The organism is Bradyrhizobium sp. CSA112 (genome assembly GCF_029051645.1).
Taxonomy (GTDB): Bacteria; Pseudomonadota; Alphaproteobacteria; order Rhizobiales; family Xanthobacteraceae; genus Bradyrhizobium.
The window spans coordinates 84,114-103,789 of sequence record NZ_JAACFS010000003.1 but is presented as its reverse complement, the minus strand read 5'-3'; the positions used below and the strand labels follow the sequence as shown (position 1 = coordinate 103,789).

Annotated in this window: 14 protein-coding genes and 2 pseudogenes; 6 read left to right on the top strand and 10 right to left on the bottom strand. The window is 56.2% G+C overall.

Annotated features, from left to right (window positions below):
• Positions 1–814: 814 nt before the first annotated feature.
• From GWE18_RS08100 to GWE18_RS08080, 5 genes are all read left to right on the top strand, one after another.
• A complete protein-coding gene (locus tag GWE18_RS08100; RefSeq protein ID WP_275185252.1) occupies positions 815–1,657 on the top strand; it encodes a GNAT family N-acetyltransferase in 843 nt (280 codons plus the stop codon).
• 259 nt (positions 1,658–1,916) lie between these two features.
• The gene (locus GWE18_RS08095) at positions 1,917–2,774 is read left to right on the top strand and encodes a 2OG-Fe(II) oxygenase (RefSeq protein WP_275185251.1); all 858 of its coding nucleotides are present in this window, start codon (positions 1,917–1,919) and stop codon (positions 2,772–2,774) included.
• A gap of 147 nt (positions 2,775–2,921) precedes the next feature.
• Positions 2,922–4,211, top strand: coding sequence for an O-antigen ligase family protein (locus GWE18_RS08090; protein WP_275185250.1), 1,290 nt, complete (start codon positions 2,922–2,924; stop codon positions 4,209–4,211).
• Positions 4,212–4,302: 91 nt separating this feature from the next.
• Positions 4,303–5,451, top strand: a complete 1,149-nt coding sequence (locus GWE18_RS08085) for a glycosyltransferase family 4 protein (protein WP_275185249.1) — start codon at positions 4,303–4,305, stop codon at positions 5,449–5,451.
• The gene (locus GWE18_RS08080) at positions 5,441–6,508 is read left to right on the top strand and encodes a glycosyltransferase family 2 protein (protein WP_275185248.1); all 1,068 of its coding nucleotides are present in this window, start codon (positions 5,441–5,443) and stop codon (positions 6,506–6,508) included. Before GWE18_RS08085 ends, GWE18_RS08080 begins: the two co-directional genes overlap by 11 nt.
• A 287-nt stretch (positions 6,509–6,795) precedes the next feature.
• Here the strand turns inward: GWE18_RS08080 and istB are convergent.
• The 3 genes and pseudogenes from istB to GWE18_RS08065 form a co-directional block, all read right to left on the bottom strand.
• Positions 6,796–7,491: pseudogene (gene istB, locus GWE18_RS08075) on the bottom strand (IS21-like element helper ATPase IstB); the annotation flags it as partial.
• Positions 7,394–9,015, bottom strand: a pseudogene (istA, locus tag GWE18_RS08070) (IS21 family transposase). The pseudogenes istA and istB, both read right to left, overlap by 98 nt.
• Positions 9,016–9,390: 375 nt before the next feature.
• Complete coding sequence (locus GWE18_RS08065) at positions 9,391–10,056, bottom strand: class I SAM-dependent methyltransferase (protein ID WP_275185247.1); 666 nt, start codon at positions 10,054–10,056, stop codon at positions 9,391–9,393.
• A gap of 208 nt (positions 10,057–10,264) precedes the next feature.
• Between GWE18_RS08065 and GWE18_RS08060 the strand changes: the two genes are divergently transcribed.
• Positions 10,265–11,515 (top strand): right-handed parallel beta-helix repeat-containing protein, encoded by a 1,251-nt coding sequence (locus GWE18_RS08060; RefSeq protein WP_275185246.1) that lies wholly within the window; start codon positions 10,265–10,267, stop codon positions 11,513–11,515.
• A gap of 506 nt (positions 11,516–12,021) precedes the next feature.
• Here the strand turns inward: GWE18_RS08060 and GWE18_RS08055 are convergent.
• The 7 genes from GWE18_RS08055 to GWE18_RS08025 form a co-directional block, all read right to left on the bottom strand.
• Positions 12,022–12,684, bottom strand: a complete 663-nt coding sequence (locus GWE18_RS08055) for a hypothetical protein (protein ID WP_275185245.1) — start codon at positions 12,682–12,684, stop codon at positions 12,022–12,024.
• A gap of 654 nt (positions 12,685–13,338) precedes the next feature.
• A complete protein-coding gene (locus GWE18_RS08050) occupies positions 13,339–14,025 on the bottom strand; it encodes a TylF/MycF/NovP-related O-methyltransferase (RefSeq protein ID WP_275185243.1) in 687 nt (228 codons plus the stop codon).
• A 94-nt stretch (positions 14,026–14,119) separates the two neighbouring features.
• The gene (locus tag GWE18_RS08045; protein ID WP_275185242.1) at positions 14,120–15,262 is read right to left on the bottom strand and encodes a DegT/DnrJ/EryC1/StrS family aminotransferase; all 1,143 of its coding nucleotides are present in this window, start codon (positions 15,260–15,262) and stop codon (positions 14,120–14,122) included.
• Entirely contained in the window at positions 15,259–16,263 is a 1,005-nt protein-coding gene (locus GWE18_RS08040; protein ID WP_275185241.1) for an NAD-dependent epimerase/dehydratase family protein, read from the bottom strand. Before GWE18_RS08040 ends, GWE18_RS08045 begins: the two co-directional genes overlap by 4 nt.
• Positions 16,264–16,328: 65 nt before the next feature.
• Complete coding sequence (locus GWE18_RS08035) at positions 16,329–17,438, bottom strand: DegT/DnrJ/EryC1/StrS family aminotransferase (protein WP_275185581.1); 1,110 nt, start codon at positions 17,436–17,438, stop codon at positions 16,329–16,331.
• A gap of 134 nt (positions 17,439–17,572) precedes the next feature.
• The gene (locus tag GWE18_RS08030; protein WP_275185240.1) at positions 17,573–18,067 is read right to left on the bottom strand and encodes an acyltransferase; all 495 of its coding nucleotides are present in this window, start codon (positions 18,065–18,067) and stop codon (positions 17,573–17,575) included.
• Between the two features lie 14 nt (positions 18,068–18,081).
• Complete coding sequence (locus GWE18_RS08025) at positions 18,082–19,539, bottom strand: oligosaccharide flippase family protein (RefSeq protein ID WP_275185239.1); 1,458 nt, start codon at positions 19,537–19,539, stop codon at positions 18,082–18,084.
• Positions 19,540–19,676 lie beyond the last annotated feature (137 nt).

The following is a 19,676-nucleotide window of genomic DNA, read 5'->3' as shown; positions in this document are numbered from 1 at the left end:
CGTTTGTATTATTTGTTCTTGCCCATTAACGTTCTAGCGAGGATTTATCAAGCCCGCCAGTTGGCGTCAGGGGCTCCTGTCCCTTCAAAATAAGGCGCGACATTCCGGAGCGTGGGCTCACGCAATATCGCGATGATTGACCTTTTCCGCTCAATTAGGATCGATAAGTTTTTGATGCCGCACCATCGGGGGACTCGTAGCCAGTTACCTGACAAACTTGACGCGCAAAAGCCTGGTCTGGATCGATTAGAAGATTGCAGAACCGCAAGCTGCTGGCACCGGTCGTTCTGTGGGTCGAATGGCCTAACGCGCTTGGAACTGGCCGGGTGAAGTGGCAAGCCAGAAGATCGATTCCAGGAGTAATTAAGCTTCACAATGGAGTGCGCTGGAACTGAGACGGTAGGCTGGATACCATCTTTGCCGTAGAGATGCTCTAGAATTGCGCTGGATTTGATTTGTGGAATGGACGAATTCCTTAGTCATGACTGATGTAGCTGCGACACACCGGATTGGGGTTCTTACATCTCGTGCCGAGATCGAAACTCTTCGAGAGTTTTGGAATTGCTGTCGCCCCGGCCGGGACGCTGACCTAGATTTTTACCTCTTCATTGCGAGTCTCTCGACAGAAACCTTGCGTCCGCATGTTGTAGTGCTCTACAGGGAAGATATCCCCGAAGCTCTGCTTGCTGGGCGGCTTGAGACAGGCCGCGTGTCCGTTAAGGCGGGCTATTACGTCTTGCCTGTTCCCAGATTGAGAATTCTACGGTTTGTCCATGGCGGTTGCCTTGGGAAGGTGACCCACGAGACCGCAAGATTGTTCGTCAACAGCATCATGGATTCGCTAGCTGCTGGCGAAGCTGACGTAGCATTGCTGGAGCACGTCGATATCGACTCGCCTCTCGTCGGATATGCGAGCACCCTGCCCTCATGGATGTGTTCGGACCATCTTACTTACCCTGAGGTCCATCGGATACGTGACATGTCGGGCGAGGCCGGTACGTTTCTGGCTGGTCTGTCGAGCCACGCGCGCTACAAGCATCGACAAAGAGTGAGGCAACTGACCAAAGCTTTCCCTGACAACAGAATCGAGCGTTTCAGAGCGGCTGATGAGATTGCGCGACTGATGCGTGATGTCGAAAGTGTGGCGAAGCGGTCATATCAAAGAGGCCTCGGTGTCGGCTTCTCGGAAACAGCTCATATTGAATCCCGGCTGGAATTTGAGGCCCGGCAGGGATGGCTGCGGGCGTTTGTTCTTTATCTGGACGGCAAGCCCCGCGCCTTCTGGATCGGGTCGATTCGTAACCAGACATTCCTCAGCGATTTCCTTGGGTTTGATCCGGATTATGCGCAATATTCACCGGGAATGTATCTGCTGATGAATGCCTTGGAGGAAATGTCCAGCGATCCGTCGGACGGTTCGGTGACGAGCATCGACTTCGGGATTGGAGATGCGTTCTACAAGGAGCGCCTTTCCAACCGTTACTACCAGGAGGCCCCTGTCTACATATTTGCACCGAACATGAAGGCGGTCGGAGTGAACGCGTTGCGATCCGCCGTCGGGGCGTTGAACCGCCTGGCAAAGTACTCATTGCGAACAATGCCGTGGCTTGCGAACGTCAAGCGAAAATGGCGCGCAAAGCTTGCCCAAAACGACTGATGACGTCAGCATCCAGGCATAACTCAGGATGTTCGATGGAGAGCAGCTACCAGGGGAGATTTGCTCAACTCGGCCGAAACTTCGCCCATTTTTACATTTAAATCATTAATTTATTAAATCTCTAAATTTCTCTTGTCCAATTTAATGATAGAACGTATTTATACTGAATGATTTGGCGGTGCAATTGATGCAACGGCGACTGAGCGGCAATTGACGTCTCCGCCATTTAATCCGTTTGTCGAGTGCCGGAGGGCAAAAGATGGCTGCTGCAGTCTCGCTGCCACTAGCTGTGGAACCGCAATGTCTCGATGCAAGGTCTTTTCTGCCCTTGGAGAAAATGAACCGGTACGGTGACCTCTGGGCCAAGCAATACACCGAGAACCGCCCATTTCCCCATATCGGGATCGACGACTTCTTCGACGAAAGGGTTATTCAAAGGATTGTCGCCGACTATCCCGGTGAGTTCGATTCATCGTGGAATCGCACGTTTCTCGATGCTGGTACCTACGAGGAGCAGAAGCTCGGCCTGGACCGGTTGGAGGAATTTCCTCCTTACATTCAGCAATTTGTTAATTCGTTGAATTCTCGTATTTTTGTTGAGTTTCTCGAGCGGCTCACGGGCATCGATGGCCTCATTCCTGATCCGTATTTGCTCGGTGGTGGTCTGCATATGATTCCGCGCGGAGGTCGTCTTGCCATCCACGCGGACTTCAACAAGCACAAGAAGCTGCGTCTGGACCGCCGCCTCAATCTGCTGGTGTATCTGAACTATGATTGGAAGCAGGAATGGGGTGGCGCGCTTGAATTATGGAACAAGGACGTCAAGGCGAAGGAAAAGGCCTATCTACCGATTGCAAATCGGGTCGTCGTATTCACAACGACTGATACGGCCTATCACGGACATCCGGATCCTCTGACGAGTCCAAAAGGAAAATATCGCCGGTCGATCGCGTTGTATTACTACACAAATGGTCGGCCGGAAGACGAGAACTCTGACGACCACACGACCATTTTTAAAATGCGTCCGGGCGAAGTTAGAAGGAGAAAATCCCTCGACGTCCTCAAGCCTTTTATTCCGCCCATCGTGTGGCAGATACCCAGGCTTTTCAAGAGTTGATCAATTCCGGTTGCTTCGGACCATCACTGCAAATTCTGTTGGACACGGCGCCGGCAGCCCGAAGGACGATTCAGGGGGTTACACGCGTTGAGGAATGGCATTATCCGCGCTCCGAAAGCAGCTCTCTCGATTCAGCCTGATCCGAGGGTGTCAACCGCCAACGTCAATGCAACTGTAGCCGGACGCTCACACACGTTCGCGGCTTGGCTGTTCTTTCTAGGCGTCATTTTACCCGGGAATATGTCATTTTTCCTCGGGGATACAAAATTCAATCCCGAACGGGTGGCAATCGCTTTGCTCCTCATTCCGGCGTTGATCTTGTTGCTGCGAAAGGGGCGTTGTCTGGTCGCAGCGGATTTGTTTGCCTGCCTGGCATCGATCTGGATGCTCGCAACGTCTACGTCTCTGCAAGAGTCGCTTTCATCGGCCGCCGCAATGACTCTCGAGTTCTTCGGCGGGTATATTGTGACGCGTGCATTCTTTTTTGGGCACCCAGCAATAGCTGAGTTTGTTCGAGTTCTGAAGGTAGCTGTCGCGATAATCGTCGCTGTCGCGATGCTCGACCATATGTCCGGAAAGCTAATAGTGAACGACGCTCTCGGGCTCGGAGGTGAGCCAGAGTACAGATCCGGCTTGATGCGGGCGGCGTCAGTATTTCCACATCCAATTCTTTATGGAGCGTTCTGTGCTGTCTCCGGCGCCATATTCCTGTACTCGGAAGCGCGCCCGCTCAGCAAAATTGGCTGGGTTGGGCTTTGTTTCCTCGGATGTCTATTGGCGATGTCTTCAGCGCCCTTCTTGGCATTCCTAATTGCGATATTCGTTTATTGTTATGATCGCCTCATGAAGTCGTATCCATGGCGATGGAAAGCCTTCGCAGCGGCCATCGCCTCCGCACTGGGCTTCATATTCTTGACGACGAACAAGCCAATCTCTTGGATAGTCGCGCACCTCACGCTTGACCCATCCACTGGCTACTTTCGCGTGGCGACATGGGATCGTGCATTCTACAATATTGGTTTGTCTCCATGGAGTGGATATGGTTTCGGTGAGATTCGGAAGGATTCAGACGAGTTTTTCGACAATGCTTCGGTAGACAGTGCTTGGCTTGTTCTGGCGCTCCGGTTTGGCATTCCCATAGTGGTCTTTCTGTTCCTGGCTAATGTCGCGTCATTTTTTATCGGTTTCGGAAAAAGGACTACTGGGCGAACTGCGGACCCATACATGGACAACATGCGCACGGCTTTCACGCTCGCTGTTGTAATACTGATGCTGGCCGGTTTGACGACGCATTCTTGGAACACGATGTGGATGCTTTGGGGCGCGGTTATCGGAGTACGGGCCTCACTTTACGAGCAGTTTCTCGAAACGAGGGGCTTGCGCGAGGTTCGATCTCGGCAGAACCACTCGGTCGCTTTTCACTTTCCGGCCACCTGAGGAGTGCGCTCAGGAGCCCGGCGACGATCTCGATCGCGGGGATCATTTAGCGAACGATTTTCTTTGGGTGGCTGTTGAACACGAGGTCGTTATGAGTGTCTCACTGCGCGTCTTGATGCCGCTGCCGCTCAACGGAATGGGCGTCGGCTATACATGCGGCTCGCTGGCAGAAGGCATGGCAGATGAAAACTTCAATGTCACGATCGTCACTCCGCGTAGCCGATGGCCGTTGCCGTCCGTAGAAGTCATACAGGTCTTGCCAGATTGGGCGCGATACATTCCGTACCGATGGGTGCGACCGTGGGCTAGAAACTCTATCGAGGAGCTATTCCTCTCCCGCATCGGAGAATGTCAGTCCCAGAGATCGGCAGCCTACCTTTGGCCGGACGCCAGCACCGGAACAATCCAGGAATTGAAACGGCGCGAAGTCACCGTTTTTCGTGAACAGTTCAATTGCCATACTGGAACGGCCAAGAGGATCCTCGATCAGGCATACGAACGGCTTGGTGTTGAGCCGGCTCATGGGATAACCGACGAGAAAATTGAACGTGAAAGAGAGATTTTGGATGCGGTTGATCATGTTTTCTGTCCCAGCCCAATGGTCGAGGCCTCGTTGCTGGAGAACGGGGTACCCACATCCAAGCTTCTGGCCGCAACTTATGGCTGGGATCCGGACCGGCTTTTCGGGAAACCAGCGTTGCTTGCGCCCAGCACGGGCATCACGGCCCTCTTCGTGGGCGCGATTTGTGTGCGCAAGGGCGCTCACCTCCTTCTGGACTATTGGGCAAAGAGCGGTGTGAAGGGACGGCTCGTGCTTGCAGGGGAGATGGAGCCAATTATAAAGGAGAAGTGCGCGAGCCTGCTCGCCAGGGATGACGTGATCGTATTTGATTACTACAAGAATGTAGGCGCGCTCTATCGGTCGGCCGACATGTTCATATTTCCTTCGCTTGAGGAGGGAAGTCCGCTGGTTCTGTACGAGGCCTGCGGTTCCGGGCTGCCGGTCATAACCACAAACATGGGTGCCGGGCGGATAGTACAGGACGAGGCTGAAGGGTTTGTGCTCGATCCCTATGATGCACCAAGCTGGATTGCAGCGATTCGAGAGCTGGGTGAGGACGTCGAGCGCCGGCGAACTATGTCGGATGCAGCTGCGGAACTCGGACAGCGTTTCCTGTGGGGTGCAGTCGCAGGTCAACGTCGTGAGCAGATAAGGGGTTGTCTTGGTTATGGCTGCTGATCGTCCGAAGCTGGCCGTAATTATTGTTGCGTTTCGCAATCCCGAAGACGTTGACCGCTGTTTGAAGTCGCTTGCGCGGTCCGATTGGCAGGAATTTGAGGTCTTCGTCTGTGAAAATGGAGGCCCAAGAGCATTCGAACGGTTGGGCGCCACGCTTGTCGGTCGGGATCGAACGCTGCAACGCATCGAGGATGAAGTCGACACCCTGGACAAGCCCGGAGGACGGCTGGCTGCGGTTACGAAATGTCGATTTCAACACCGCGCAAACGTTGTTCGGCTTGGACTAGCCGTCGATAACCTCGGTTATGGTGGCGGCGTGAACACTTGGCTTGAGCAACTGCTAGGCAGATCCGGGTGGGAGGCCGTGCTCGTCCTTAATCCGGATACGGAAGTTGATCATAGCTGTCTGACAGAATTCATGATGAAGGCTGGCCTAGGCTTTGGAATGATCGGCGGGACCTTGGTCTTCGATAGTGCCCCTAACAAGATCATCAATTGCGGACTTCGATGGTCGCCCCAAACTGGGCGGGTCCTCGCTGTCGGACGGAATTTGCCAGCCGGCACTTCTCCGACGGCCGAGCTGCTTTCAGGCATTGACGCAATTAGTGGCGCCTGCGTCCTCGTCACACGTTCGTTCGTAGAGGACGTTGGCCTCATGGCCGAGGACTACTTTCTCTACATGGAGGATCTAGACTGGGGGCGTCGCGGCCGTGGCAGACACCAGATTGGCTTCGCCGAAAAGGCAATTGTACGCCACGTCGGCGGTACCGCTATCGGTTCTGCCGTGGACCCAAAAGAACGTTCGCCCTTGTCGGTCTATCTATCTGCCCGCAACAGTATTCTCTACGCGCGCCGGTGGGCAGGCTGGCGATGGATCCTTCACTTTGCATTTGGCCTGTTGTACGCGATCAGATACGTCCTCCTTGGCACTCCCTCAGCCGCGAAGATCACGCTCAAGGGACTAATAGATGGTGCAAAGGGCAAGACCGGAAGGCCCGATTCTTCCCTGTGGCCAGACGGACTTGCTAGGTCCGTATCGCGAGGAGCAATACCTTAATTCCAAGTCCGCACGTCCTGGCGGAGATAGACACAGAACGCCTGATGCAGGAAGGAAGCCCCGCGCAAATTCGCAGGAAGATCAAACAGGGTTGGCACCGGCTATGCTCCGAGCGGCAGATAAACAGTTGGTCGTCCGCTACGAAGCTATGATGTCAATCGGCGTTCAAATTTGACCCCTCATCGGCGTCCAATTTTCGGGCGGCGGGTTTTGCTGGTAGCGCTCGTCTCGTCGGAGCTGGCCGGGATAGTGGAGGCGAGACGAGCGCGGGTGGCATGATCGTCGTCTCGGCTTTTGAACCGCCAGCTGTCGTTGCCGGTCTCGACAATGTCGCAGTGGTGGGTCAACCGGTCGAGCAGCGCGGTGGTCATCTTGGCGTCGCCGAACACGCTTGGCCATTCGCCGAAGGCTAGATTTGTGGTGACGATGACGGAGGCGCGCTCATAAAGGCGGCTGACGAGGTGGAAGAGCAGCTGGCCGCCGGACTGGACAAAGGGCAAATATCCGAGCTCATCCAGGACAATGAAGTCCATGCGGGTAAGGTGCTCAGCAAGCCGGCCCTGTCGTCCATTGCGGGTCTCGGTCTCGAGGCGATTGACCAGGTCGACTACGTTATAGAAGCGGCCACGGGCACCGGATCGGATGCAGCTTCTGGCGATGGCAATGGCCAGATGGGTTTTGCCCGTGCCAGTGCCGCCGACCAGGACGACATTGCGTTGCTGGGCTATGAAGCCGCCGCCGGCGAGATCATTGACGAGCGTCTGGTTGATTGGCGTGCCGTCGAACTGGAAGTCCTCGAGATCCTTGGCCAACGGCAGCTTGGCTATGGTGAGCTGGTACTTGATCGAGCGGGCCTGCTTCTCGTTGATCTCGGCGTTGAGCAGGTCACCGACAATGCGCTGGGGTTCGTGCTGGCGCTTGACCGCAGTCGCCATGATCTCGTCGAAGGCGGCCTTCATGCCGTAGAGCTTGAGTTCGCCCATGAGGTCGAAGATTTGGGTTCGTTCCATCAGATGGTCCTCCGGAGGTTGTCGTAGCGGGCACAATCGGCGAGCGGCGCATGGCGGAGCGTCAGGGCGGCGGGCGTCATGATGTTGGCCGGTGGAGCGGGTTCACGTTGCCGCGCCAGGATGTTGAGCACGACATCGGCAGAATGGACGCCATGACCGAGAGCTTCGGCACAGGCGGCTTCCACCGCGGGCAGACCGTCAGTCAGCCGCGTTGAGGATATCGACCATCTGCCGATTGCCATCGTCGGTGCTGGCAAGCCTGCGCCGGATCCGCTCGATCGCGGCTGGCAGCACCCAGTCCTTGAAGGGAGTTCCATTGCGCAAGGCGCCGGGTTTGCGAGCGAGCACCGGCACATAGTGCCAGGGATCGTAAATCGTCTCGCCGCGGCCGAAGGATCGTGGATGCTCGGCAACGATCCTTCCGTCCTGGCGGATCACGATGCGATCGGCATAAGCCTGGACCTCGACCGGGCGCCCAACTGCGCTGGCTGCGACCGAGTATTTGTTGTTGTCGAAGCGCACCAGACAGGTCTTTGAGACCGACGCCGTCACCGCATGGAAGCCGTCGAACCGACCGGCATAGGGGACGAGTTTGAGACGCTCGGCCTCGAACACCTCCCAGATCGTCTGATCGGCCAGTTCCGGATGGCGATGCGCCTTGGCGTAGGCGATGCACTTGTCCAGTAGCCAGGCGTTTAACTCGTCCAGGTTTTTGAACCGCAGGCGTGGTGTGAAGAAGCGTTCCCGGACCAGCCCGACCTGGTTCTCGACCTGGCCCTTCTCCCAGCCCGAGGCCGGCGTACAGGCAACCGGATCGACCAGGTAGTGGCTGCACATCTGCAGGAAGCGGCGATTGTAGCGACGGTCTTTGCCGACGAAGATCGTCTCCACCGCGGTCTTCATGTTGCCGTAGATGCCGCGGCTGCAGGTGCCCTTGAACAGGGCGAACGCCCGGTCGTGGGCGTCGAACACCATCTCTTGCGTCTCCCGAGGATAGGCCCGCACGAACAGCATGCGGCTGTGACAAAGCCGGACATGGGCAGCCTTCACCATCACCGTGGTGCCGCTCAGCAAGACCACCTCATGGCTCCAGTCGAACTGGTGGGCTTCGCCTGGTGCAAAGCTCAGCGGGACATAGGCAGCCGCGGTCGATTGCCCGCGTTCTTTGCTCCACCGCCTGGCGTAACGCCGAACGGCATCGTAACCGCCGTCATAGCCGCGGCCGCGCAGCTCCTCGAAGATCCGGATCAGCGTTAGCTGTTCACGAGCCGGTTTGGCCGCGTTCGCCGCCAGCAACCCGTCAAGCTCTACTGCCCATCGCCCCAGCTTTGGCCGCGGCTGCACTTGCCGCTCGTACTCGAAGGAGGTCTCTACTGACCTCAGCACCTTCCGAACCGTGTTCCGCGAGACCTTCAGGTCACGGGCGATCTCCTTGATCGTCTTCCCCTTGATGAAGTGCTCGCGCCGAATCCGCGCAATCGTCTCCACGATCAGCATCCCCGACCACCTGCTTCATTCCAAAGCAGGCAGCGCAACAGCCCAACGTTAGGGGGTCAATTTTGGACGCCGATCCCCCGGCTTAGGGGGTCAATTTTGCATGCCGAATGACAGCTATGAAGCCAGTTTGCGGAGCGAGGGTGAACGCGCAGCATAGGCGCGCAGGATCGGGCGCAGCAAAACCTTCAACCAGACAAGGACGCGGCGCAGATTGTGGCCGACGGCAGTGAGGATGACGTTCCAGCCTCACCGCCCCAGCCTTTGAGATGGCACCAGCCCGAGGTAGCCTTCGCTGTTCATGCGGCCGATCACGGGCTCGATTGCCGCCCATGAAATCGAATCCCAATCAGGCACTTATGGGTTTTTCACGGAAGGCTAGCTATCTTCGCGAATAGCGATCAGTGACTTTGTCAACCCAAAACACCGTTCCGGGACGATTCTGGCATCTGGAAAAAGGAACTGCATCTGCCGCTTGTCCAGGAGGAGAGCACTTTGAACAGCTGTGACAGCAGATCCGAGATTTGGTTGCTGGGGCCAGAAACCGAGACTACGTCTCATGAGGAGCCGGTAACGCCAGCATTCAGGCATCCAGTGAAAGAACAGAGTGCGTGCATGTGGCTCAAGAGGAAACCAGAAATAGGGCGTCTGGACGAAGTATGCCGGGGCAAGTCGCCTAACCTCGCCAGCCATTGCGGCCATATCGTTCCATCGGCCTACGTGTTCGATAACAGAGTTTGAATGAACAACGTCGAAGCTGTTATCAGCGAATTGGCTGATACTCCGTGCATCGCAATAGAGAGACTTAAATCCCGGAAGATCAACCAGGTCAGGGTCCAGATTAACCAAGGTGACGTCGACCTTGGACCAATCCAAATCTGCCTGAAAACTGCGCCAATATTCGAGAGTTCCGCCCACATCGAGGATGCGGCAGAAGTTTTTCTTAGCTATGGCGTTGGCCACGAGCCGCTTGAACGCCTGAAAGCGACTTTTACGGAAGCGGTTATTTACATTATCGGGCCGAGAGAGCACGACGCGGTTCATGGCGACCAAGCCTCCATTTCGACGTGGTTCGGGTCTGCTTGGATAACAAGCAAGACCGGTAGCAATCATCACCAGACTCGGAGGAGCTTCGAGAACCGGCTGGCATTTTTGAGTGATTTAAAGTATATAATTTTTATTATCTCGTCTAATATTAAATCGCGACGCTTGATTAATCTACTTCCCGGCCGGCGGCTGGGGTGGAGGCTTGGTGCTGCAGGACGGCTTGTTGGTGGAAAGAGGAGCGTACCGGGTGATCCGTCAGGCAAAGCCTCGACCTGCAAATTGGAACTGCCTGACTTCCTTTGTTGGCATTGTGGGTCTACTGTGGTCAACGTTCCCGGCCTATCCGCAAGCGGCTCGTCAAGGCGACCTCATATTCCTCGCAGACAATAGCCTTTCCTGCTCTGAGGAAGGGCTTGGCACGGGGCGTTCTGGATCGTCTCAATTGCCTGATCCATTGCGCGCCTACGGAAGCAGTTTTGCCTGCGACGCCTGGTCCGTCATCATGACCACGCGCGGAGTTATGCTTAGCCCCAACTTCATAGCTGTTAACGACGGCTCAGTAGCCCCGACTGGATCGCCGCAGGTTCCGCACTTGCTGGATAGCTATGCGACGCGGCCGCCGTGGAAGGTGGCCGGCGTTGACTACGCGGTTGGCGTTCCGAGCAGTACAGTGCTCAAGAACCCTTCGACCATCAGGATGTCCGGGGTGTCGATCGACACCGCCAATCATCTGATCCGGGTGACCGGCAACAACGTCACCCTCGATGGCTACGACTTCAAGGGCTGGGGTGTTTACGTCTTGAACGGTGCAAGCAATACGACCATCAAGAACTCGAATTTCCCCCCCGGCAGTTCGATCTACGCAGATCCATCGACATCCAATGTCAGCGTTATTGCCAACACGTTCGATCACACCGGTGATACGCAATCGTCGGCATTCGTCACGTTGTCTGGCTCGGAAAACAAGATCGTGCAGTACAACTACATGCACGATAGCGCGCAGCATTTCGTTGAACTCAACAACGGCGGCACGGTCAATTACAGCTACAATCTGATCATGGACGGCGGCACCGTCGCCGGTGCCCACCTCAATGTCTTGCAAATGATGGGCAGTTTTCCGAACACTGTCGTCTCCTACAATACGATCTATCAGTCACCACAGGCGGCTGGCGGCGAACTGATTCAGCTTGCTGATGGCGGTAATGGCCTCATTGCCAATAACACGATCATCGCGATCCCGGATGCGTCGGGCAATCCATCAGTCTCGGCCATGATCCATGCCCAGCCGGGAGAAACCGGTGTGGTGCAGAATAACTACATGTATAGCGCCGGAGCCTACTTCTTCTTCTATCCGGGGAGTGGGTCCCAGATGACATATTCCGGCAACATCGACATGGCGACCGGAAAGACGATCAATATCAGACCATCGCCCCATCCCAGCCGCTCGATCCGGTGATCCCGGCAGCGCCGCCACCGTCACGGTCGGCCGCTCCGCAAATCAACTCGTTATCGCCGACACCGGTCTCATAGGTAACCATATCACCAATGCCAACAAGCTGACGCTGATCACTGGCCTGCTAACAGCACGGTCAAGGTATTCGACGGCGCGCACAGATCGGGACGGCAACGGCGAAAGGCGGCAGCGCTGTGGACCCTGACCACGAAAGTGCCGAGCGACGGCATCCACAATCTGACCGCGAGTATCCATTCTACAAAAAACCTATTCTAGCTGCTGACCACCTTCATTCTGACGATGTGCTGTTGTGCTGTCAGCGTGGCCAGCTATATCGCACCTTCGCTATATTGCGACGGGTGCCAGTGAGCTACGCCTTATGCGCTATGTGGCGGCGGCCTCTGAGCGCAGTTTCCAGTACCACATCCGAAAGACAAGCTCGCGCTTGCCTCGCCGTTCTTCTTTCATTTTCGCAAATCTTCGGCGCAGGGCGCGCATCTGTCCCGCCGCTATGCTAGTGGGCGGCTGCTCGGGATGTGCTTATAGATGGCCGCCAGGGCTGGAAGTTCGATGCGCTCTAGGAAAGCCGAATCGTCGAGCAAATTTGCGAGCACAGGGTTGAAGTAGATGACATAGACTTCTCTATCCCTATGGTCGAGCGAGACTTCTAGGTTTTCGAGCACGCGCCGAAAAACGCTTTCACCGAATGGATGGTACATATAAATGACCATGTTGTCGGGCGGGAAATCGAATGATGCGGCGTCAAGATGCAACGAGGATACGTTCTTACATTTGCGTTTCGAATATCTGTCAATGTTTCCAGTTGCGATTGTGTGTAATTCGAGCGAGAACTCGACACCCACCGTTTGTTTGAAAGGATATTCGGAGGCGATCAGGAGAGTTCGGCCCTTTCCTGACCCTAGATCGATATACACAAAATCTTCAAACTCGATCGGCAAATTTTCGATAGCAATCCGAACGGCATCGGGATCGATAGTTTGATAACGAGTCCCTTCGTCTCGATATTGGCTATCAATCTCCAGTTTCCACAACGGCACTACGGTTTCTGTGTCGGTACCAAATTCCCGATCGAATTTGCTTTCGCTGCGGGCTCGCCTTACCCGGTACCATTCGTGGGGTTTGTTGAAGCAGCGGCGCAACACGCTGCTCATGCCCTCGTGACGCAGTTTGTGCAGGGCTACTGAACAAAACGCCAGAAGCCTCCCACCCATATTGTAAGACCGATGCCGCATAGGACCCACGAGGCATAGTTTGTCTACAGCAATTATAGTTGATATTTCGGCTCACGCGAATGGAATCGAAGGGATCGTCTCGAAGCACCGCCTACCACAGCGCTCCGCTTGGCTCGAGGGAACTGACCGGTCCTACGGCACCAAAATCCGAGCTCAGTTCGCCCACTCTCCCCGTCACGGTGCCGAAGGCTGTGCGCTGGTCCTGACGAAACCACCGCAGGAAGTTCAGGACCATGATCGGCTCTCCTGTGCGCCGGCACGCTTGTACACAATTCTCCGACAGGTCTACGATCTCTAGGCGCTGGCAGTTGGCTTTCAGAAATTCCGTCCATCGTCCATAGCCCGGATGATCTCCAGTATGGTTTCGGCCGAGGAACCGATGAATTCGAGGGATAATCGCTCCGAACCATTGCGCCTCGGAACTGCCCCATGCTGAAGACCATTCTTCTCCTTGGCCCCTCCAATCGTAGGTAGCGTCCCAACCTCGCAGATTCTCTTCAACCGTTGGCATAGCGCGCTCCGGTCAATCTTGCGATCCAGGCTCCCGACTCTCGTGCAGCGCCACTCCGGTGCTCAGAGCTCTTTTCTGATGAAGGCGACGCCGCCGATCCGTCCCTGACGCACGCGTTCGGTCGCCTTCTTCGAACTAAGGAATTCGTGGACAGCTATGGTGCAACCGTCCCAGTGATAATAGTCATCAATAAGGATCAGGCCACCAGGTAGAATGACTTCCCAAAACTTCGTCAGGCACAATATCGTGGAGGAATACCAGTCGCCGTCGAGCCGAAGCACCGCCACCGGCGGAGCAGTGAACGTCTTGAGCGATTGCTCGAAGAAGCCAGGTACGATCTCGATGTTCTTCCAGGGACATTTCGTCAAGGCAATCGTAGATTTGAATTCATCCAGAGTAGCACTACAATTGTCGGCATATTCAGGCGCGGACGTATTTTCTTGATAGCGTTTAGCCGCTACTCCATCGATTGCTTCGGCCGGAGGCAATCCTTCGAAAGAGTCAAAGAAGAAGTATTTTCGTTCCGGCCCCCCTACCTCAATCAATCCTGCCGACATTCCGCCTTTCCAGGTGCCGCATTCTACGATCGCTCCTTGTTGGAGCGCCGGATTGCTAACGGCTACCTTGGCAAGGGCAAGGTTCTCCAGATATCTCAGCCTGCCCACCATGGTATAGGCGCGATACTTCTGAAAGACATGCTGATACCGCCCGAAGGCAGAGACATAGAGCATTATTTCGTAATTGTTCATGGCACAGCCGGCGTCCGATGAGTCTATCTAGTCCTGGCTGTGAGCAGGCTCTCACATGCCAACCGTTCACTTCCAAAGATTTCCTGCGACGTCGTTAGACTTGTCTTAACTGCCCCTTCAGGCAATCGGCGACGTAAAGTTGGTCGTCATTGCTCATCTGCGCGTAGATCGGAAGCAGAATGGAATGATCCTGCGCAGATTCCGATTGTCGCAGGTCGTGGCGCTGATCTGCATCAGAATAAGTCGGCTCGCGATGCGAACACATGATACCGCGACGCGTTGCAATCCCTCGATCCAGCAGATTTTGCATGACTGTTCGTTGATCGAGACGGTTCGGCAGGCGCACACAATAGCTCTGCCAGTTGGAGCTAGCCCAGTCCGGCTCAGTAGGCAGCCGCAGGCTTTCAATATTGCCGAGCAACTCGGTATAGCGGGACGCAAGTGCGCGACGGCGTGCGACAAGCTCAGGAAGCCGCTCCAGTTGCTTGCGGCCTACCGCAGCCTGGATGTCGGTCATGCGGTAATTAAACCCGATTGTGAGGTAGTCCTCGAAGATCACTCGCGGGGAGCCATGGCGCACGGTATCCGGCACGCTCATGCTGTGCTGACGAAGCAGCCTGAACTTTCGATCGAGCTCCGGATCGGCAGTGGTGAGCATCCCACCCTCGCCGGTTGTGATCACCTTGCGGGGATGGAAGGAAAAGCACGCGATCAGGCCGTGCGGCTTTCCGACCCGCTCCCAGTGGCCATTCACGCGTATCTCGCTGCCGGCGGCGCAAGCTGCGTCCTCGATCAGGATCACGCCATGCCGATCTGCCACAGCGGCGATCGCCCTGAGATCACAGGGCATGCCCATCTGGTGCACGGCGATAATCGCACGCGTAGCCGGCGTGATCGCTTCGGCGACGCGATCCGGATCCATATTGTAAGTATCTGGTTCGATATCGACAAAGACTGGGGTCGCCCCGCAGTATCGGATGCAATTGGCCGTCGCGATAAAGGAATGGCTAACGGTGATCACTTCGTCGCCCGGCCCGATATCCAGCGCGGTCAAGGCAAGGTGCAGGGCCGTGGTGCAGTTGGAAACGGCGCAGGCGTGGGGCGCGCCGACCAGCGCGGCGAAATCGCGCTCGAAGGCTGCCACCTGCGGACCTTGAGAAACCCAGCCCGACAACACGGCGGCTCGGGCCGCATCGGCCTCTTCATCTCCGAGCAGCGGCAGTGCGATCGGTATCACGAAGCCACCGTCTCTCTCTGTCGGGCCGCCGCGAGTGATCCTCGTTCAGCTCGCCACCATTTCACCAGGTCGCCAAGTCCCTGTTCAAGCGGCACACTCGAACGGAAGCCGAGCAGACGTTCCGCTTTCCCCGTCGAAGCCAAGCGGCGTGGCACCGGATTGACCGATCGCTCCGGCGCGAATTCCGGCGTCAAGCCACGATGACCCATCACCGAGGCGAGGGTCGTAGCAAGCTGCAGCAGGCTTGTCTCGGTCCCGCTCGCGACATTGAATACCTGGTCGGTCAGCTTTGCCTTCGCTCCCATAACATTGGCGCGAGCAACGTCGCGAACATGGACAAAATCCATGGTCTGCTGACCATCGCCGAAGATAATCGGAGGCAGGCCTTCTTCCAACCGCTCCATCCAGCGTATCAGCACCTCGGTGTAGCGACCATGGATGTCCATGCGGTCACCATAGACATTGAAATAGCGGAACGCGACGTAGTCGAGCCCGTGCATGTCGTTGAAGGTGCGCAGCAGCCCTTCGTTGAACGCCTTGGCCGCCCCATAAAGGGTACGGTTATCGTAGGGATTCTGCCGCTCCGTCGTGGGAAACTCATCCGCCATACCGTACACCGATGCAGAGGACGCAGCGATGACCTTCTCCACATTGTGCTTGGCGCACAGTTCGAGCAAATCGAACGTCGCGTCAACCATGACCTCCATAGCCAGACGCGGCTCGGCGGCACAGTGGGTGATCCGAAGCGCAGCCTGGTGAAAGACAATGTCGGCGGCCTGCACCAGCGCCGCCATGAGCTCGCGGTCCCGAATATCGCCATGGACAAGGCGCACGGGACCCCGTGACATGGCGCGCCGAAGATTTTCCGGCCGCCCCCTCACCATGTTGTCGAATGCAACGATTTCGACACAGCCTTCGTCGCACAGCAAGTCGATGATATGCGAGCCGATAAAGCCCGCACCACCCGTGACCAGAATGCGCCTACCCTTAAGATCAGCCAAGATGCTCTCCTGTTGTTGTGTCTCGGCAAGCAGTCGTGCATGACACGTGCTTTAGCCGGGATGCCTTAGGCCGCCTCGACAAGCACCGCCTTCTGCAGCTGAGCTACGACTTCTGCCACCTGGTCCGGCCGCAGTTCCGGATAGATCGGTAGCGACAGGAATTCGTTCGCCAGCCGTTCAGTGACGGGATAGTCGCCCGCGCGACAGCCAAGATTCGCGTAGGCCTTCTGCAGATGAACCGGAACGGGATAGTGAATGCCCACGCCAATCCCGCCTTCCTGCAGCACCTTCAGCGCCTCGTCACGCCGGGGAAGCGTCACCGCATATACGTGGTAGACATGCCGGCTGTGGGTCGGCGCTCGGGGACGTTCGAACGGAAGCTTCTCCAGCAGAGAGCCATATTGCATGGCCACTCTCCGGCGCCCCTCGGTCCAGGATTCGAGGTGGTCCATCTTGACGTTCAGCACGGCGCCCTGAATGCCATCCATACGGAAGTTGTAGCCCGCGACAACGTGGTTGTATTTGGATTCCTGGCCCCAATCACGGAGCAGCGAAATTCGTCGAGCGAAGTCCGCGCTGTTAGTAACCACCGCCCCGCCCTCCCCGTATGCTCCCAGATTTTTGCCGGGATAGAAGCTGAAGCAGCCAAGATCGCCGATGGATCCGGCGCGCCGACCCTTATACTCCGCACCATGAGCCTGCGCCGCGTCCTCGATGACGACGAGCCCGTGGCGGCGAGCGATCTCCATGATCGGATCCATGTCCGCCATCAGCCCGTGCAAGTGCACAGGTAGGATCGCCTTCGTTCGCGGCGTGATCGCGGCCTCAATCAAGGCTGGGTTCATTGTCCAGGAGACCGGATCAACGTCGACAAATACCGGCTTGGCACCGCAGTACAGGATCGCTGCAGTCGTAGCGACGAACGTCATCGACACCGTAATCACCTCGTCGCCAGGCCCGACGTCCGCCGCGAGCAGCGCAAGATGCAACGCCGAGGTTCCGCTATTGACCGCGCGGCAGTGATCAACGTTGCAATAGGCTGCAAAGCGATCCTCAAAGGCGGCGACATCCGGCCCCAGAACAAATTGAGCGCTGTCGATGACCCGCGCAACCGCAGCGTCGACCTGTGGCTTGATCTGGCGATATTGAGCTTTCAGATCCAGAAAAGGTATCAAGTGGCAGTCCTCTCCGGGGTGCACGGACCCATTTAATATAATTAAATGATTATTTTCAACTCTCAATTAAATCATACAAGCATCGCAATGAAAATAGTTACCGAAAAGAAATTTAGACCGAATCCGAGACTTAATTAATGGTCGCCAACCTCGACGGCAGCATTGCGCGGTTCCATAACCTGCGCGGGTACACCAGCGACAATCGCCTGCGGCGGAACGTCTCTTGTGACGACCGCGCCTGCGCCGACGATAGCCCCAGCGCCAATCGTGACACCGCAAAGAATCGTGGCATTGGAGCCGATGGACGCCCCGCGGCCAACGTAGGTTCGCTCCACCTCCCAGTCGGCGGGACCCTGCAGTCGACCGTCCGCAGTGGTTGCTCTCGGGTATTTGTCATTTGTGAACATCACGCCATGCCCGATGAAGACCTCGTCCTCGATAGTTACGCCTTCACAGATGAAGCTGTGCGAGGATATCTTGCAGCGTGCGCCGATGTTCGCGCCGACCTGGACTTCGACAAAAGTTCCGATCCTCGTCTCGTCTCCAACCGAGCAGCCGTAAAGATTAACGAGATCCGGATGGAAAATTCGGACGTCGCGACCGAGCTGCACGTCGTCTTTGATAGGCATTCACTCTCTCCAGTCTAATGAAAGCTGAGCCGGCCAGCGAGCGCAACATGAGTTAAAGTTCGCATTCGAACAACAAGGCCGTGGTTTGTGATGATCAACGCCAGCAGCCATCCTGCAGAAGCGAAGAAACCCGCGCTTAGCAGCGCCACCACCGGACCGGCTCCGCTGTAGGTGATGATGAAGAGGCCGATAAGGGCGCTGGCCATACAGAAGATCGTGACCACAATGCTTTTCGAAACGGCCCGCATAAGCTCCGCCGGACTAATTGCCAAACGTCTTGCTACGAACCAAATTGCCACCGCCGCCTGAAATGGAAAGACTATAAGCGCCACGTTCGCGACCGCCTGAACTCCCCAAAAAGATGCAGCGATCGTTATGAGCAACGATGGTGGCAGTGAGATCAACGACGAAGTTAGGGTGTCCTGGACACGGCCAATAGCAACCAAAACCGGGTATGTGAGAGGCGCCGCGAACATAGAAAGCGACGCAATGCATAACGCCCGCACGAGCGGAACGACATCGATCCAGGTCGGGCCCAGCCATATCAGGATCAATGTGTCGGACATCAATGCAATAAACAAGAGCGAAGGCCATTGGAGAACGCTCAACAGTTCCATTGCGACGAGATAAGCACTCTTCAAATCCCCTCCCGCTCTAGCGCGCGCGGATATGGCGGGCATGATCACGGGATTAAGTATCTGGAGGATGGCCCTATCGAATAGCTGAGTGATGTTCACGGCTCGGCTGTAAAGGCCGACCGCAGCGAAATCCAGAATGCGGCCGATCATCAATTGAGGAAACCACTGATAGAACACATTAAGAATGACCACGGAGCTCGAATACGCTCCAAATCTGAAGACTTCACGATATCCTTCGAGTGACGGCCTCAGGATCCGGTGTTGCGGACGGCAGACCAAGAGGAGCGCAGTGTAGACGATCGTTCCGGCCAACATGCCGAGAATAGGTGCCAGGAAGCTCCATCCGCCCATGGCGAAGCCAACTGCGCTGAACGATGAGACGAAATTCGCAACCAGGTTGCAGCGGGCAAGAACGGCAAAAGCCATCTCACGGCGTAGCAACGCCGAGATCGTGACTGAAATAGGCGCCAATGCGAGGTTTATGGCGCACACTGCTATTCCGATTTGCAGTCCATCCTGCGCAAAGAAGCGGGCGGCTACGCCGCTGAGCACGTAGAGCAGGAGAGCCACGCAGAGAAAGGAAACCAAGGTAACGGTGAAAGCAGTCCTGATATTCCGTTCGGTCAAAACGGACTTCTGGATCAGGTAGTTCCCTCCTCCGAACTCTTGAAAATAACCTGTCAGGACATTGGTAAGCGCCAAAGCGATGGAGCAAATGCCGAACTCCAAGGGAGACAGGAGGCGCGCAAGAATTGCGGCAGAAATCAAATAAAACAAAAAACTTCCGTACCGCTCCAATGCGGAGAAGAGTACGGGCTTGTAGAGATCAATCATATTATCCCGTGGCCCTTCGCCCATCGCCAAGGCACGGGCTTAGCCGTTCAGCTTCCAGGAGCAGACGGCGTGGTACATAGTTGGGGCATTAACGCCACAAAAACATTTGTCTTGTTCGCCTGCATTAAATAATGATA

Coding starts and splice junctions, on each gene's coding strand:
- GWE18_RS08095 (WP_275185251.1), top strand. CDS start 1,917: ATGGCTGCTGCAGTCTCGCTGCCACTAGCTGTGGAACCGCAATGTCTC.
- GWE18_RS08085 (WP_275185249.1), top strand. CDS start 4,303: ATGAGTGTCTCACTGCGCGTCTTGATGCCGCTGCCGCTCAACGGAATG.
- GWE18_RS08080 (WP_275185248.1), top strand. CDS start 5,441: ATGGCTGCTGATCGTCCGAAGCTGGCCGTAATTATTGTTGCGTTTCGC.
- GWE18_RS08065 (WP_275185247.1), bottom strand. CDS start 10,056: ATGAACCGCGTCGTGCTCTCTCGGCCCGATAATGTAAATAACCGCTTC.
- GWE18_RS08055 (WP_275185245.1), bottom strand. CDS start 12,684: ATGAGCAGCGTGTTGCGCCGCTGCTTCAACAAACCCCACGAATGGTAC.
- GWE18_RS08050 (WP_275185243.1), bottom strand. CDS start 14,025: ATGAACAATTACGAAATAATGCTCTATGTCTCTGCCTTCGGGCGGTAT.
- GWE18_RS08030 (WP_275185240.1), bottom strand. CDS start 18,067: ATGCCTATCAAAGACGACGTGCAGCTCGGTCGCGACGTCCGAATTTTC.
- GWE18_RS08025 (WP_275185239.1), bottom strand. CDS start 19,539: ATGATTGATCTCTACAAGCCCGTACTCTTCTCCGCATTGGAGCGGTAC.